The organism is Bdellovibrio sp. CKG001 (genome assembly GCF_055397465.1).
Genome location: NZ_AP029173.1, coordinates 657,602 through 672,936, shown reverse-complemented (window position 1 = coordinate 672,936; position 15,335 = coordinate 657,602). Strand labels below are relative to the sequence as shown.

At 50.8% G+C, this 15,335-nt stretch carries 12 protein-coding genes; 7 read left to right on the top strand and 5 right to left on the bottom strand.

Annotated elements, in window-relative coordinates; all coding sequences use genetic code 11:
* Positions 1–138: 138 nt before the first annotated feature.
* The 3 genes from ACZ50P_RS03315 to ACZ50P_RS03305 all read left to right on the top strand — a co-directional run bounded on the left by ACZ50P_RS03315 (position 139) and on the right by ACZ50P_RS03305 (position 4,043).
* Positions 139–1,752, top strand: a complete 1,614-nt coding sequence (locus ACZ50P_RS03315; protein WP_464133417.1) for a 2-oxo acid dehydrogenase subunit E2 — start codon at positions 139–141, stop codon at positions 1,750–1,752.
* A gap of 64 nt (positions 1,753–1,816) precedes the next feature.
* Positions 1,817–3,238 carry a dihydrolipoyl dehydrogenase gene (lpdA, locus tag ACZ50P_RS03310; protein WP_464133414.1) on the top strand — a complete coding sequence of 474 codons (1,422 nt, stop codon included), beginning with the start codon at positions 1,817–1,819 and terminating at the stop codon, positions 3,236–3,238.
* A 79-nt stretch (positions 3,239–3,317) separates the two neighbouring features.
* Entirely contained in the window at positions 3,318–4,043 is a 726-nt protein-coding gene (locus ACZ50P_RS03305; RefSeq protein WP_464133412.1) for a substrate-binding periplasmic protein, read from the top strand.
* A gap of 33 nt (positions 4,044–4,076) precedes the next feature.
* Here the strand turns inward: ACZ50P_RS03305 and ACZ50P_RS03300 are convergent, their stop codons facing one another.
* Both ACZ50P_RS03300 and ACZ50P_RS03295 read right to left on the bottom strand, forming a co-directional pair.
* Positions 4,077–4,811: a hypothetical protein gene (locus tag ACZ50P_RS03300; protein ID WP_464133410.1), complete on the bottom strand. Its 735-nt coding sequence runs from the start codon at positions 4,809–4,811 to the stop codon at positions 4,077–4,079.
* Positions 4,812–4,994: 183 nt separating this feature from the next.
* A complete protein-coding gene (locus tag ACZ50P_RS03295) occupies positions 4,995–5,744 on the bottom strand; it encodes a tyrosine-protein phosphatase (RefSeq protein WP_464133408.1) in 750 nt (249 codons plus the stop codon).
* Between the two features lie 265 nt (positions 5,745–6,009).
* Here ACZ50P_RS03295 and ACZ50P_RS03290 point away from each other — a divergent pair, with 265 nt between their 5' ends.
* On the top strand, positions 6,010–6,999 hold the full coding sequence (locus ACZ50P_RS03290; RefSeq protein WP_464120180.1) for an extracellular solute-binding protein: 990 nt from the start codon (positions 6,010–6,012) through the stop codon (positions 6,997–6,999).
* A gap of 2 nt (positions 7,000–7,001) precedes the next feature.
* Positions 7,002–9,197, top strand: a complete 2,196-nt coding sequence (locus ACZ50P_RS03285; RefSeq protein WP_464133405.1) for a TonB-dependent receptor family protein — start codon at positions 7,002–7,004, stop codon at positions 9,195–9,197.
* 169 nt (positions 9,198–9,366) lie between these two features.
* Here ACZ50P_RS03285 and ACZ50P_RS03280 read toward each other — a convergent pair whose 3' ends face one another.
* Entirely contained in the window at positions 9,367–10,380 is a 1,014-nt protein-coding gene (locus tag ACZ50P_RS03280) for a sterol desaturase family protein (protein ID WP_464133403.1), read from the bottom strand.
* Between the two features lie 109 nt (positions 10,381–10,489).
* Here ACZ50P_RS03280 and ACZ50P_RS03275 point away from each other — a divergent pair, with 109 nt between their 5' ends.
* Positions 10,490–11,800: an imelysin family protein gene (locus tag ACZ50P_RS03275; RefSeq protein WP_464133400.1), complete on the top strand. Its 1,311-nt coding sequence runs from the start codon at positions 10,490–10,492 to the stop codon at positions 11,798–11,800.
* A gap of 46 nt (positions 11,801–11,846) precedes the next feature.
* Here ACZ50P_RS03275 and ACZ50P_RS03270 read toward each other — a convergent pair whose 3' ends face one another.
* Entirely contained in the window at positions 11,847–12,575 is a 729-nt protein-coding gene (locus ACZ50P_RS03270; RefSeq protein WP_464133399.1) for a Rossmann-fold NAD(P)-binding domain-containing protein, read from the bottom strand.
* A gap of 163 nt (positions 12,576–12,738) precedes the next feature.
* Positions 12,739–14,361: a hypothetical protein gene (locus tag ACZ50P_RS03265; protein ID WP_464133397.1), complete on the bottom strand. Its 1,623-nt coding sequence runs from the start codon at positions 14,359–14,361 to the stop codon at positions 12,739–12,741.
* A gap of 177 nt (positions 14,362–14,538) precedes the next feature.
* Here ACZ50P_RS03265 and lipB point away from each other — a divergent pair, with 177 nt between their 5' ends.
* The gene (gene lipB / locus ACZ50P_RS03260) at positions 14,539–15,228 is read left to right on the top strand and encodes a lipoyl(octanoyl) transferase LipB (RefSeq protein WP_464133394.1); all 690 of its coding nucleotides are present in this window, start codon (positions 14,539–14,541) and stop codon (positions 15,226–15,228) included.
* The last annotated feature ends 107 nt before the right edge of the window (positions 15,229–15,335 follow it).

Genomic DNA, 15,335 nt, shown 5'->3' with positions numbered 1-15,335 from the left:
ACTCTACCGTGAGCATAGAACGGGATGCTGCTCTCAACCCGCCACTTTGATCTTCGCTAAAGTCTCTTCTTTGCGAAAGGCGAGAGCTTTGAATTTGATTTGTTTAAGTTATGCAACAAGGAAAGGAACTTTCTCAACATGGCAACTGATGTAAAACTGCCCGAACTTGGTGAAGGTGTTACTGAAGGTGAATTGGTAAAATGGTTGGTGAAACCCGGCGATTCTGTAAAAGCTGATCAGGCAATCGCAGAGGTATTGACCGACAAGGCAACGGTTGAAGTTCCGTCTCCTGTTGCTGGCGTGGTAAAAGATTTAAAATTCAAAGCCGGCGACGTCGTTAAAGTCGGCTCCACGATGATCACTCTTGATGGCGCGGGTGCGGCTGCAAAACCAGCGGCGCAACCAGCAGCAGCAGCGGCTCCGGCCAAACCTGCGACTGCCGCCCCTGGCAAAGCCCAAGACATTAAGCTTCCTGAACTGGGTGAAGGCGTTACTGAAGGTGAACTGGTTAAATGGTTGGTAAAACCAGGTGACTCTGTCAAAGCAGACCAGGCAATTGCTGAAGTTCTGACTGACAAAGCGACTGTCGAAGTTCCGACTCCAGTTGCAGGTCTTGTCAAAGAATTGAAATTCAAAGCAGGTGAAGTTGTTAAAGTCGGCTCCACCATGATCACTCTTGAGAGTGCAGGCGGCGCAGCTTCTGCTCCGGCTCCGGCAGCTCCAAGTGCTGGTCCAGTGCAACCTGCGCCTGCACACTCCGCAGCTGTTGCCGCCAAAGCAGCTCCAGCGGCAACAGCTTCCACTTCCGCAGGCATCTTCCCGCCTGTGGCTGACTCCAAAGTATTGGCAACTCCGGCGACTCGCCGTCTGGCGCGTGAAATGGGTGTTGATATCAACTCTCTGACCGGTACTGGTCTTGCGGGTCGTGTGACTCGTGAAGACGTGATGGCTTCCGGTGGCGGCACAGCTCCTGCGGCAGCGAAATCTGCTCCGGCAGCAGCGGGCTCCATCTCTATTCCTAAGCCTTCTTACCAAGGCCCTGCAGGTGCCGCGGAAGAGCGCGTTCCTCTGATCGGTATTCGCAAGAAGATCGCTGAAAACATGCAGCGCTCTAAACACGTGATCCCTCACTTCACCATCATGGATGAAGCGAAAGTGGATGCGATGGTGGCCCTTCGTGAAGGTCTGAAAGACCATGCTGAGAAAAACGGAACGAAGATCACTTACCTTCCAATCGTGATGAAGGCTTTGATCGCAACGATCCGCGAATTCCCAATGTTCAACGCGTCCATCGACGATGCGGCTGGCGAAATCGTTTACAAAAAATACTTCAATCTGGGCTTCGCAGCAGACACTCCAAACGGCCTTGTCGTTCCGGTGATCAAAAACGCGGACCAGAAATCCATCCTGGAAATCTCCAAAGAGATTTTGGATCTTTCCAAGCGTGCTCGTGACGGCAAGTTGAAACCGGATGAAATGAAGGGTGCGACTATCACTGTGACTAACATCGGTTCCATCGGTGGAACTTATGCGACTCCGGTGATCAATCACCCTGAAGTTGCGATCCTGGGCATGTACAAAATTGACGAAAAAGTCGTTCTGAAAAACGGTCAGGTTTCTGCGATCAAAGTCATGAACTACTCAATGACTGCGGATCACCGTTTGATCGACGGCGCTGTGGCTGCAAGATTCCTTGCTGCCTTCATCGGCCGCATCGAAAACCCAGGCAAACTTTTGGTGGAACTGGTTTAATCGGCCCCGCAAAAGAGGCTGAAACGCCAGTCGGCGTTTCAGCTGGACTAAATTTGGAGATTATATGCAAAATTTTGACGTAGTAGTTATTGGTGCGGGTCCCGGCGGTTATGTCGCTGCCATCCGTTCCGCACAACTTGGTTTTAAAACAGCAGTTATCGAACGTGAATTCCTGGGTGGCGTGTGCTTGAACGTGGGTTGTATCCCGTCCAAAGCCATGATCACTGCGACTCACCTTTTGCACAAAGCCCAGCACAATTTCAAGGAAATGGGTTTGAACATCAAAGGTGGCATCGACGTCGACATGAAACAACTTGTGAAATGGAAACAATCCGTTTCTGACAAGATGTCCGGCGGCGTGAATCAGCTTCTTAAAGGTTACGGCGTAACCATCATCAAAGGTGATGCTGAGTTCAAGTCCTCTAAAGAAATCTCTGTGAAATCCTCTGCAGGCACTGAGTCTGTTCAGGCGAAGTACTTCGTTGTGGCAACAGGCTCCCGCCCGATTGAAATCCCTGGTTTCAAGTTCGACGAAAAAGACATCTGCTCTTCCACTGGCGCGTTGGCGTTTGACTCCATCCCTAAGCGCGTGGCGGTTATCGGTGGTGGTTACATCGGTCTAGAGATCTCTTCTTACCTGCGCAAGCTGGGCACCGAAGTGACTGTGATCGAAGCACAATCGGCTTTGTTGGCGGGTGTGGTTGATCCGGACTGCGCGCAGATCGTGACTCGCAAGCTGACCAAAGCGGGCGTGAATGTTCTTTACGGAGCAAAAGCCAAAGGTCAGAAAAAAGTCAAAGACGGTTACGAAGTGACTGTTGAGATCAACGGCAAAGACGAAGTTGTAAAATGCGACAAGATCCTTGTGACTGTGGGTCGTCGTCCAAATGGCGATCAGGCAAACCTGAAAGCTGCTGGCATTCAAGTGGACGAGCGTGGCTTCGTAAAAGTCGATGCTCAACGCCGCACGAATGTTTCCAACATCTTTGCTATCGGTGATATCGCCGGTCAGCCGATGCTGGCGCACAAAGCATCCCACGAGGGTGTTCTGGTTGCGGAAGTGATCGCGGGCCATAACCGTGTGTATGATGCGAAAACAGTTCCGGCAGTTGTCTTCACCGATCCTGAAATCGCAGCAGCCGGCATGACTGAAGCTGAAGCGAAAGCCAAAGGTCACACCGACCTTCTGATCAGCAAGTTCCCGTTCGCAGCCAATGGCCGCGCGGTGAGCATGATGGAAACAGACGGCTTCGTGAAAATGATCGCTGATAAGAAAACCCACGTTTTGTTGGGCGTTCACATCGTCGGTCCGGAAGCTTCCAACTTGATCTCTGAAGCTGTTTTGGCGATCGAAATGGGCGCACGTATTGAAGACCTGGCTCTTTCCATCCACCCTCACCCAACTTTGGGTGAAACCATGATGGAAGCCGCTGAGGCGACTTTGGGTCACGCGATCCATATCATTCAAAAACCTTTGAAAGCATAAGCTTTCGCACTAAGGCCGGCCGTCAAAAGCCGGCCTTTTTTTTAGCTGCACTCCAACCTCAAGCTGCTATCATCTTTTCATGCGCCATTTTTTGCTGCTGATATCGACATTGCTTCTATGTGGTCCCGCGTGGTCGGCGAAAACCAAAGCTCCGCTCAGGGTGGCTATCCCTTACAGTCTGGCCCCCCCTTTATTGATCACTGACGCGAAAGGCCAGGCCACTGGGATTGTGCGGGACTATATTCATGCCATTGAAAAGCGCGTTGATCGCAAATTCGAATTCATCGTCATTCCCAAGTTCCGTATTCACGAGATGATCAGCAAGGGTTTGGCCGAAATCAACTGCTACACCAGTCCGTCCTGGGTTCCGAACCCTGAAAAATTCACTTGGTCCAAGGTTCTGTTTATAAAAAAAGAAGTGCTGGCCTCACGCAAGAGTGTGCACTCTTATTCCGATATTAGGGGTGAGCGCGTGGGAACAGTTCTGCGCTATATTTACCCGAGTCTTGACCCACTCTTTAAAAATGGCCGGCTGATTCGCGAGGACGTTCCCACCGAAGAACAGAATCTGCGAAAGTTCGTCAATAAACGCATCGACAACGTCGTGGCCGACGAAACTCATCTGGATTATTTCCTGAAGAACGATAAAAACAAAGCCCCTATTTATAAGATGGTTATACAGGAATATCCGATTCACTGCCTGATCGCCGCCAAAGACACTGAGTTGACTGCTTCATTTAACAAAGCCATTGAGGACATCAAAAGCTCAGATGAGCTGGACCGCATTTTTGCTCATTACAAATGATCGGAATCCACGATTCGTAAAGTCGAAAAATCTTTATCGGATTCGAAGCCAGGTCCTTTTCACATTCAGATCCCACAGCCGTTTTCGCAAAGGCTTCTTTCGCGACTCCACTGTGCTGTCAGCGAAGAACACTTTGTTTGGCGTCGACTGGCTGAGAATGGAGCTGACGTCCGCAAAAACGGCAAAACCACTTTGCCCGGGTTGCACACCACTGTAAAGACCGCCATAACCTGAGACGGCGTTTGAACTAAATCCCGTAAAAAGGTTGGCGATAATCCCGGCACTGATTGCATCTGTGCCCAAGGCATAACCCAGAACCACTTTCGATGCCGCCAGGTCCACATTCAAATAGAGTTTGGAAATACGACTGTCACTTAAGGCGATCGAATACCAATTGTCAGTTTTAACCCCCATCACCGGGAAGAAGGTTCCATTGGGAAGACCTTTTTCCGCCTTCATCGATGGAATCTGCGTCACACGCGTAAAGTTCACCAATAGATCCACTTCTGTGGTTCCGGGAACTGGAGAGTTCACTTGCAGCATACCCAAAATCTCCAGCGGACTGTCAGGGTTATAGATCGGCAATTGGACATTCATAATCTGAATGCTGTTGGAATCCAGATGCGTCTTCAGGCCCACAAACAGGTTTCCCTGCTGGGTTTGAGTGGTCAATTGAGCCCCCTTGATCACACTTTCCTGAGAACAGGCGGCCAAACTGACTATGGCGGCAAGGGCCAAAAACAGATGTTTCAACGGGGATGCAATCATTCGGAGTCTCCTTGTTGGTGCAATTCGCGCACTAAGTTTCGGCAGGCCCGGCCTAGACTTAAGCCCCAGCATCAGAATCTTTGCAGAAAGGAAACAGAGCCAGAATGTGGTTTATGAAGTTCTGGCTCAGAATAAGACGGATTAGGGTCAGTGAGCCCCAATCTCGTGGTGAATCTAAAATAGCTATTCCAGGTATTTATCCTGAAGGGCTTTCAGACGATCTGGTGTTAAATTGAACTCTGCCGCAAAATAGCGATCCATGCTGCCATAACGCTGATGGATTTCGTGAAAAGCCGCATTCAGGAACTGCTCTTGGACAGACATCAGATAGCGCAAGGTCTCAAGACTTTTACTGGAAAGTTTCTTTTCGTTCTGATTCAGGATCAACTCGCGGAAAGGCTGCAGGGTCTGTTCGGTGCGCAGATAGTCCTCTATGACCGTTTCCTTCTTCACACCCAAAGACATCAACATCAGGGCAGATCCCACGCCGGTGCGATCCTTTCCCACTGCGCAGTGCTGAACCAGGGCCCCGTTTTGCAAGGGCTCCACCCGCTCAAAAAGACGCTTATAAGCGTTATTGGAAAACGGCAGCTGCTGATACAGGCTTTCCATAAAATTGCCGGGAATTGCCCGCAAGGATTCTTCGGCATAAAAGTCATGACCCGCGACATTCACTGCATGAGAGTCCGGATTAGCCGGGCAACATTCATAGTGAGCGCCCTCCCAAATCACGTCCTTATCTTGTTCAGACTCCTTGATGTCGCGATAGTCATGTATGTGGGTGATCGACAAAGCTTCCAACTGAGCACAGTCTTCAGCGGTCAGACGAGAGAGGGAACCTGATCGATACAAGCGGTTCTTCTTCACACGACGGCCATCGGCCGCCAGATATCCACCTAAATCTCGAAAATTAATTCCGCCCTGTAGTTTCATTCCAACTCCTTCCACAAAAGACCATCATAACACGAAGCGCACCTATTTTATTTTCATTTAACTCGGCCCTGATTTGAAAAATACACAAATCCCATCAGCCCACCCGGGTGGCAGATGCAATTAATCGCTATTTGAGGGTCTCTAGCACTTTCATTTGGTTTTCATCTTCAGTCGCTTCTCATTTAGACCCACTTATCAATCATCAGTTGTGAATCGGGCTTCTTTTGAGGTATTTCCTGCGCCATTAACTAAAAGGAGTCTTTCCATGAAAAAGCTTATCGCCGCCGCACTTGTCTCTTTGACGGCTGTTGTTGCTTCTGCAGAAACACTGACAATCTACACGGACCGCCCTACCGCACGTGTTCAACCGATCGCGGATCAGTTTAAAGCACAAACAGGTGCAGATGTTGTGATCGTGGAAAAAGCTTACGCTGACGTTTTGGCGCAGCTCCAGGCTGAAGGCGAAGCAACTCCCGCAGACCTGATCTTCACGAAGGATCTTGTTTTCCTTTCTGACCTGACTCAAAAAGGTTTGTTGCAGCCATTGGCTTCTGCTTCCTTGAAATCTCGCGTTGCTCCGGCAATGAAAGATCTGAACGACAACTGGATTGGCATCACTTACCGCGCCCGCACTTTGGTGTATGCACCAGACCGTGTAAATCCGTCTGAGATCTCTGAATACGCAGACCTTGCCGATCCTAAATGGGCTGGCCGTGTGTGCATGAGAACTTCCAAAGGCACTTACAACGTGGCATTGATCGCAAGCCTTGTTCACCACAAAGGTGCTACCGCGGCGAAAGACATCATGGCTGGCATCCTGGACAACCTGGCAGTTGACGTTTATCCGAACGACACAGCGATGATGACAGCGATGGCTAACGGTGTGTGCGATATCGGTATTGCCAACACTTACTACCTGGCGGGCATGTTGGATCAGAATCCAAACTTCCCAATCAAACCATTGTTCGCAAACCAAAACTCCACAGGTGCTCACGTTAACGGCTCCGGTGTTGGTATCGTAAAGTATTCTAAGAAAGCGGCTTTGGCTGAACAGTTTATCTCTTTGATGCTGCAAGAAGATAATCAACTTTGGTTGTCTGGCAGCCACTTGGAATACCCAGCAGCTTTGGGTGTGACTCCAAACACTGTCATCAAAGACTGGGGCACTTTCAAAATTGACCCAACAAACTGGACTGTGCTTGGCGAATCTGTTCCGGCAGCAAAAGAAATCATCAAGGAACTTGACTACAAATAATCATGAACAAGTTTGTTTCCACACTTTTTGTTATTTCCCTCTTCGGCCTGTCTTCACAGGCCGAAGACGTTTCTGAGGTCTCCACTTCAATGTCCGAATTGGGCGCCGTGAAGGTCATTGGCAGTTCTGAAGAGGAGCTGACTCAGCCCAATTCCGCCCACTTTTTCGGCAAAGAAAAACTGGAGCAGCAACAACAGACCGACGTGACCCGCGTACTAAAACAAATTCCCGGCGTTTACGTGCAGGAAGAAGATGGTTTCGGTCTTCGCCCGAACATCGGGTTGCGTGGAACGCATCCTCACCGCAGCCGTAAAGTTGTTATTCTTGAAGACGGCATTCTGATCGGGCCGGCTCCCTATTCAGCTCCGGCGGCTTATTATACTCCTTTCATGAGTAAGATTGAGTCCCTGGAGGTCTTTAAAGGGGTCGCCTCTGTTCCCTATGGCCCTAACTCCATCGGGGGCGCGATCAACTACATCACGCGCAGCCTTCCCACGCAAAACCGCGCAGAAGTGGAAGTGGCTGGTGGCAGTTACAACACGCAAAAATATCGAGGCAATCTGGGCTATGTCTGGGACCGCGGTGCCATCATGTTTGAAGGCACACACCTGAAGACAGACGGTTTCAAGAAACTTGATACGGGTCGCAATACCGGCTTTGATAAGAATGACATTCTGATCAAAGGTGAATACAGACTGCCCGGAGACCGCCAGCAGTCCCTTTCTTGGAAGCTTGGTTATGCCGACGAAGCCTCTGACGAAACCTATCTGGGGCTGACCCTGGATGATTTTGCCAGCTCGCCGTTCCGTCGTTATGCCGCTTCTGAAAATGATTTGATGAAGTTCGAACACGAGCAAATGCAGTTGACCTATAAAACCCAAATGACTTCCACTTGGGGCCTGTGGTCCACCGCTTATCGCAACAACTTCCACCGTGACTGGAATCGTTTTAACAACTTCCGTGACACGACCATCGATGTGAACAAAGTTCTGCGTGATCCGACAACGGGTTCTAATCAGCTGTACTATGACGTCATCACAGGCCAAGCGGATTCCTCCAGTGTAGGTGCTGGTGCGGATATCGTGATGGCGAACAACGATCGCTATTTCTACAGCCAAGGTCTGCAATTGGGGTCTTTCTCGGCTCATCAGGCTGGGGAATTCCTGCACCAGGTAAGTCTGGGACTTCGTCTGCATGAAGATCAGATTCGCCGCAATCACACCGAGAACATTTTCTCGATGACCAACGGACGCCTGGTGCGCACCGCCGATGCGGAAAAGAACACCAACAAGATCCAGGACACAACTCAAGCAGTCACTGTCACCGCTTCGGACGAGATTCTGTGGAACTCTTGGAAGTTCACAGCCGCCGGCCGCTTTGAAAGTCTGAACTATGAATCCTACAACGGTCTGACCGGTGTCACCACCGACGGCAGTCAAAGTGTCTTTGTTCCGGGCGTGGGAACGCTGTATCAGTTTAATGAAAACTGGTCCTGGCTTGCCGGGGTCAATCGCGGCATGAGCGCCGTAGGACCTGGCCAGACACAAAGCAATAAGGCGGAAGAAAGTGTGAACTACGAAACGGGCGTGCGTTATTCCAATGCCGATCGCGAGTTCTTTGCTGAAGCCATCGCCTTCCGCGCCGACTACAAGAACATCAAAGACACCTGTTCGTTCTCTTCCGGCTGCACTGGCAATTCATTGGATCAGGAATTCGATGGCGGCAAAGCCTTGATTCAGGGTCTTGAGGCGCGCTTTGCTAAAGGCTTTCAATATAAGAACGTATATATGCCAGTCAGTTTGAATGTGACTGTGACCAAAGCAGAGTTTGCCTCGGACTCTCAGTCTTCCAATCCTGAATGGGGTGTGGGGGACATTCAATCCGGTGATCCATTGCCTTACGTACCGCAAGCCCAGTACAGCCTGAGCTTCGGAACTCAGTACCGCAAGTACACTCAGGATGTGATCCTGTCCTGGACCGGAAAAATGTACGACCAGACTGTTGAAACTGATCGCTCTGAAATCCCTGCTTACGGGGTCGTGGACTGGACAGCGAAGTATCAATACAACAAACAGGGTAACTTCTATGCCCGTGTTGATAATATCTTCGACAATGACTATCTGGTTTCTTTGCGCCCGTTTGGTGCGCGACCAGGCAAAGCCAGAAGCCTTCTGGTGGGAATCAAACACGTATTCTAAACATGACCATCCACCCGTCGAGGACCCGAAGGGCTGCTTGCAGCACGTCGCTTCGGACAGTCCTCGCGGACGCCCCTCCCCTTGGGAGGGTGCTGCTGTGGAACTTGCGTCGTGCTGCAAGCAGCCCTTCGGGCCCTCGCCGGACGGCGTTCGGTTTCTTTAAGGCTATTTAATTACTTTTTGGGGAAGGTGCGTGGGGGGAGCGCTTTTTTGGCAATAGAGCCAGGAATGGGTCTTTGTAGTGGTGCCATAGGGATGTGCGGAAGCGTTCGTTGAGGCCGACTTTGAGTTTTCCTACTTGTTTTGAGAAGATCAGTGTTCCGAAGAGGGCGTCCCAGATTGACAGGCTGACTCCGAAGTTTTTGTCGTAGTGGGCCTCGTCTTTAGAGTGATGCACTTGGTGCTGGATCGGGCTGATCAGAAGTCTTTCCAGGAGGCCGAAGCTCAAGGGGATGTGGCTGTGTCTTAGGTTGGCGCCGACCAGATTGAACAGAAAGCCGAAGCCGTTGATTCCCAGTAGCGTCCACAGCGAAAAGCTGGAACCGAAGAGGAAAATGAAGACCCCGATGGAGGTTCCCAGGCTTAGACTGTTGCGGAAGATGGCCAGGATCGATTCAACCGGATGCGCGCGGTACAGGGTGATTGGCGTCAAGACGCGGGCACTGTGATGGAGTTTGTGGAACTGCCACAAAAACGGAATCTTGTGCATCAACCAATGGTGGAAGAACCTGAGGAAATCGTCCCAGACGAAGACCCCCAAGGTGAATGCCAGCAAATATCCATTATTGACCGGAATATTTAAAACATCCCCTTCGCTGAAGCGCACCAGGAAGCGAATCACCACCTGCGAGATCACAAAACTGCACTCAAACAGCGGCACCAGCAGAAAGCTCTTGAACAGAGCATTCAGGAAATAGATCAAATAGTCCTGCTTGGTCGAATGATTCCACCAGTACTTTTTGCGCAGAACCCAGCGGCGCAAAAGAGGCCAAAGCGGAGTCTTTTGCTGACGCCCCAGAATGAACAGAACCACCAGAATCAGACCCAGGCTGGACAGAATATTGACGTGATAAAGCCTTGATGTGGGCTCATCAAACTGAAAGAGTAATTTTTGCAGCCTTGTCCAATTCTCGGGCATTTCCAGCATGGATTCTTTGTAGCATAAAACGCTGCTGAAGAACACTCGCAAGTCCCGATCCTCATTGGGTTTTCAATTATACAGGGGTCCCTATGAAAACTTGTCATTTCGGGGGTTTTTCAGGCACAAAGAGCCTTTGAAAAGTGAGGAATTCATGATGGCAAAATCTATGATTTTGAAGGTTTCTTTAGGGGCCGCGGCCTGCCTGCTAATGGCATCCTGCTCGGACTTCTTTGACACTGACAAACCCACCACTTCCCGTGGCACTCTACCGGGCAACAACTCTAACAAGCCCCAGGACGGGTCCTTACCGGGTGAGTTCCAAAAACCCAACGACGGTCCTTTCACAGAAGAAAAAATGCTGATTAATATCGGCGTGAATGTTCTTTCCCGTTCGGCTGATAACTTCGCTGCCACAATTCCAGTTCTAAAAAACTCTTTGCGCCAGTACTGTGAAGCTTTGTCCAGTGGTTCTTCCGCGCGCCGAGAAGAAACCCAGGCCCAGTTGGACTGGGAACGCGCCATGCTGGCTTTCCACGAGCTGGAAGCCGCCCCATTTGGCCCCTTGATGGATGATGGCCGCTTTCTGAACGATTACATCTATTCCTGGCCTTACCTGAACACCTGTGACATCGACAAAAAGGCTTATGAAAACTCCAACTCATCCATCAGCAGCGATCGCCTGTTGTTCAACGTGCGTGGTCTGAGCGCGATTGAGTATCTTTTGTTTGAAAAGTCCTTGAAGAGCACCTGCAACCTGCGTGCAAACCCAGCGATGAAGGAATGGAATGAACGTCCAGCCTCCCAGAAAAAGCTGGACCGCTGCCTGTGGGCCCAGGAACTGGTGAAGGATGTCGAAGCCAAATCCGCCACTTTGAAATCCCGCTGGTCTATTGCTGAAGGCAACTTCACCAAAGCGCTGATTGATGGTTCCCGCTACAAAAGCATCAAAGAGTCCATCAACGGCTTGACCGATGCTCTGGCCCATATCGAAAAACTCAAAGACGCCAAACTGGGTGCACCCATGGGACGCCACAAAGACTGCAGCGAAGACAAATGCGCTCGCACGGTGGAGCACCTGTACTCAGGACTTTCTTTGGGATCTGCCGAAGCTCAAATGAGAGGCTTCCGTGCGATCTTCACAGGCAGCTTCAGCAACCAGCCAGCTTATGGCTTGGATGATCTTCTGGAAAGATCCGGCCGTAGTGACGTGGCTGCCAAGGTTGTATCAGCCCTGGACAAGGCCATTGCCTCTCTTCAAGCGGCTCAGGACAAAGGTTCCCTGTTTGACCAAATCGAAGCCGTGGACCCCGCTCTGTGCAAAGCCACTACAATGACTGACCGTAAAGAGGAAATCTGCGCGGTTCACGCGGATGTCCGCGAAGTGGCCTTCCTGCTAAAAACAGAAGTGCTGGCGGCTTTGGCATTGCGTGCACCGCCGACTCATCAGGGCGACAACGACTAGCTGCCGGCCCGAACTTCCTGCAAGGGGTCCTTTTCGTGGACCCCTTTTACAGTCTATCCAACAGCGGACAGCTCCACTGTGTGTGGATACTTGCCAAAACTTCGGATTTCACAAGTTTTGCGTTCCCCGCTTCCTGACGAAATGACATTTCTGCCAACCCCAGCTTCCGGGCCCAACCGGTATAATAATCCATTCTGCTGGGATGAAAAGGCGCCACCGCATTGATCAAAGACGGTGGCGATGGCACTTGTGCCACCGCCATGATGATCTTTATCAGATCTTCACGATGAATCAGATTCACCGGAGCAAGCCCGTCGGCCAGCATTTTGCGACCGGCAAGATGATAGACCGGATGCCTTGCTCCACCAATCAAGCCTCCCGGCCGAATGACGATGACTTGATCTTTAAACTTTGCCACAAGCCCCTGCTCGACCTGGCGCAACCATATCTGGGAATCATTCAGAGGCTGCGGCAAGGTGCTCTCGACCACCTCACCCCCCTGGCCACCGTAAACAGAGGTGGAACTGATGAAGATAATCCGTTGTCCTTTTTGAATTGGAATCTTATCGATATAGTCCTCGGGGGACAGGCTAGGAAGTGGCGGCGTGTTCAAGAAAAGAACATCACAGAAATCCCCCGGGAAGCGATCCTTGCCCCAATCAAATTCACCTCGGTGAGTTCCCCAAAAAGGCTGCTCGGCCTGTTCCAGTTCCTGCGCCAAAGCGGATCCCAGCCAGCCCAATCCAATGATTCCCCAAGTCTGTTTTTTTTCCATAACAAAGGCTTACTTTGATTCAAAGTCAGTTTCAAACAAGAAAAACCACCCCTCAAAATCAGAGGTTGGTCAAAAGGGTTCAAGCGCAAGGCGGACAAGGGCCCTCGCAGCGCAGGCGTGCGCCAAGCACGTCGGAGCGAGAAGGCCCTTTTCACCAACCGACCTATTTTAGGCAAGAGTAATAAACTTCGTAGTTACCTTGAGGCAGCATCTGGTCGAACACCAGGTTAAGGCCTTCCATTTTTCTTGTTCCATCATACACCTGCCCGTCTTTCAGGACCAGGATCGAGCGCATGGCATCGACCACGGGCGCACAGGACAACGTGATGGACTTCAATGTTTTGCGTACACCTTCTGCGATCCCCTGCACTTGCGCAGCATAGTCTGTCGCACAGACGTCACCAATCACACCGCCAGTAAGTTTGGAAATCTGCTCATAGCGGAAGCCGGCAGAATAACCTTCACCCTTCAGACATGCCTGGTCCCCAGGACGTGCAATGATGGAATGGAAGCTCATGGCCTTCTGGGAGCCAAAGCTGTCCTGCACGAACTTCACAAAGTTGGCTGGATCATTCTTAGCTCCATTGGCGGATTCGTCTTCATCTGAAATAACCACCACAGCCAGCTGCGAGTCATTGCGGATAAAGTTGGCATTGCCACCGGTGGCGCTCAGGGATCTTTCTATCGCTCGATAGGCGGCATAGATGCCCTGTTCACTTCCGCTGCCTGTTTCACTTCTTTGCAGAGTGTTGCTCAAAGTGTTTCTGGCATCTGTGTCATTCATGGAAGATGTCAGAATGTACTGACCCGGCTTGTTGGCAAGTTGCACCAGACGACCGTCACCCAAAGTCTTATGAACCGGATCTGTGGTCGTCACAGCAATCTGCCAATCAAGACCCTTCACCACATCCAGGAAGTTGCGTACACGCGACGCCATGCTTTTTTGTTCGTATTCCATCGAACCGGAGTTATCGACCACGAACAAAATATCCACTTTCTGATACTCGTTCACACGCACATTGTTCACCATCTGTTTGTACATGGACGACACTTTAAAGCTGACTGATTTTTCTGAAGCATTCCCCAGCTTGTCTTTGGCGGCCACCTTCAATGTATAGTCGCCACCGGCCATTTTCGGGAACGTGATCTTGTTCGTTCCCGCAGCACAGGACTTCGTGGTCGTGCCGAACGAGCATGTCACACTCGCCACCCCGGCTGGCACGTCAGAAACGGTGAAGACAATCTCCACATCCAACCCCTCTTCCACCGGAGCAGATGGATACTTGGCAAAAATGATTTCCGGGCCTGCCTGGTCAATATAAATGCTTCGGGTATAACAAGAACTGGTTCTGCCGTCATGGTCGCGGAACTGCGCACTGACTGGAACATTCTGATTGATCTTAGAGCTGTTCAGAACGCCGGAATCCACATAGTCCACCCAGGTTCCTGTGGCGCAGGTATCACCTTCAGAAACTTTCACATAAGCTGCAACAAACGGAGAGTAGAAATCCAGAGTCAACTTGGCGGACCCTGTCAACGTGGCACCTTTGTTTATTTCAAGCCCTTCCGTCACCGGCACAGGAGGAGTCGTTGGAGTGGAACCACCCCCGGCGCTGCCCTCGTCGGTATTGCCGCCAGAGTTGCCGCCACCATCTTCCGGATCTGTAACAACACTGAAGTCTCCGTTATTGAGGTCTTGTTTGACCTCGGAGCCACCACCGTTATCAAGACACCCTGTCAATGCGATCATCGCCACCAAGATGCCCATCAGTCCTAGATTTTTCATAAGATCCTCTCCCTGCTCTATGTGATCCTGAATCCATTGTGACGGCATCTTTTGGGGCTTTTCAAACGAATCTCATTTTGAAATTTTTGTGACCAAACCCTTTACACACTCAAAAACATTGCTGTCTAAAGATTTCTCACTCCCCTCTGAATTGGACCTTCGAAGAGAATACATGACATGTCCAAAGATCAGTGGCACAAAGAATTCATGGCAGATCTGATTTTTCAGGATTGGGGTCTCATTGACTATGAGGAGGCTCTAAAAAAACAAAATGAGCTGGTGGAAAAGGTCCATAACAACGACCTTCCCGGCTATCTTGTTTTCTGCTCTCACCCACCGGTTGTGACCGTGGGCAGAGCCACCAAGCCTGATGATGTTTTCGCGTGGGAGGGCCGCATCGTTGAAGTCACACGCGGAGGCCGCGCCACTTATCACGGCCCCAGCCAACTGGTTGTGTATCCAATTTTGAATCTGACAATGAATCGTAAGGGACGCCAGGAACGCGACATTTCCGCCTACCTGCGCGTTTTGGAAGAAGCGATTGTTGACGTGGTCAGAAGCTATGGTCTAACAGGCGTGGAAAGCCGTTCGTCGGCAAAACATGTCCAGGCTCCGGGTGAAGCCGACGAAACCGGCGTGTGGGCTCAGGGGAAAAAATTGGCGTCCGTCGGTGTGGGCGTGCGCAAATGGGTGAGCCTTCATGGCGCCGCCATCAACATCACTCACGACCCCAAAGCCTTCCAGGGACTTCACCCCTGCGGCTTCAGTTCAGACACCATGATCAGCCTGGAAGAGCTGCTGAAACAATCCGTTCAACTGCCAGAGTTGAAGGAAAAACTAAAAAGACGTCTTCTCGACGTCCTTTAAAAAATCCTCACACCTTAAATCCGTAAAAAAGATTCCAATACAAGGCGGAGCGAACAGACCCTCCGACAAGAATAGCAGGAAGCTATTCTTGTGCGTCAGCGCGAGGC

Excerpts from the sequence above, each read along its gene's own strand:
- ACZ50P_RS03315 (WP_464133417.1), top strand. The coding sequence starts at position 139 with ATGGCAACTGATGTAAAACTGCCCGAACTTGGTGAAGGTGTTACTGAA.
- lpdA (WP_464133414.1), top strand. The coding sequence starts at position 1,817 with ATGCAAAATTTTGACGTAGTAGTTATTGGTGCGGGTCCCGGCGGTTAT.
- ACZ50P_RS03305 (WP_464133412.1), top strand. The coding sequence starts at position 3,318 with ATGCGCCATTTTTTGCTGCTGATATCGACATTGCTTCTATGTGGTCCC.
- ACZ50P_RS03300 (WP_464133410.1), bottom strand. The coding sequence starts at position 4,811 with ATGATTGCATCCCCGTTGAAACATCTGTTTTTGGCCCTTGCCGCCATA.
- ACZ50P_RS03295 (WP_464133408.1), bottom strand. The coding sequence starts at position 5,744 with ATGAAACTACAGGGCGGAATTAATTTTCGAGATTTAGGTGGATATCTG.
- ACZ50P_RS03290 (WP_464120180.1), top strand. The coding sequence starts at position 6,010 with ATGAAAAAGCTTATCGCCGCCGCACTTGTCTCTTTGACGGCTGTTGTT.
- ACZ50P_RS03285 (WP_464133405.1), top strand. The coding sequence starts at position 7,002 with ATGAACAAGTTTGTTTCCACACTTTTTGTTATTTCCCTCTTCGGCCTG.
- ACZ50P_RS03275 (WP_464133400.1), top strand. The coding sequence starts at position 10,490 with ATGATGGCAAAATCTATGATTTTGAAGGTTTCTTTAGGGGCCGCGGCC.
- ACZ50P_RS03270 (WP_464133399.1), bottom strand. The coding sequence starts at position 12,575 with ATGGAAAAAAAACAGACTTGGGGAATCATTGGATTGGGCTGGCTGGGA.
- ACZ50P_RS03265 (WP_464133397.1), bottom strand. The coding sequence starts at position 14,361 with ATGAAAAATCTAGGACTGATGGGCATCTTGGTGGCGATGATCGCATTG.
- lipB (WP_464133394.1), top strand. The coding sequence starts at position 14,539 with ATGTCCAAAGATCAGTGGCACAAAGAATTCATGGCAGATCTGATTTTT.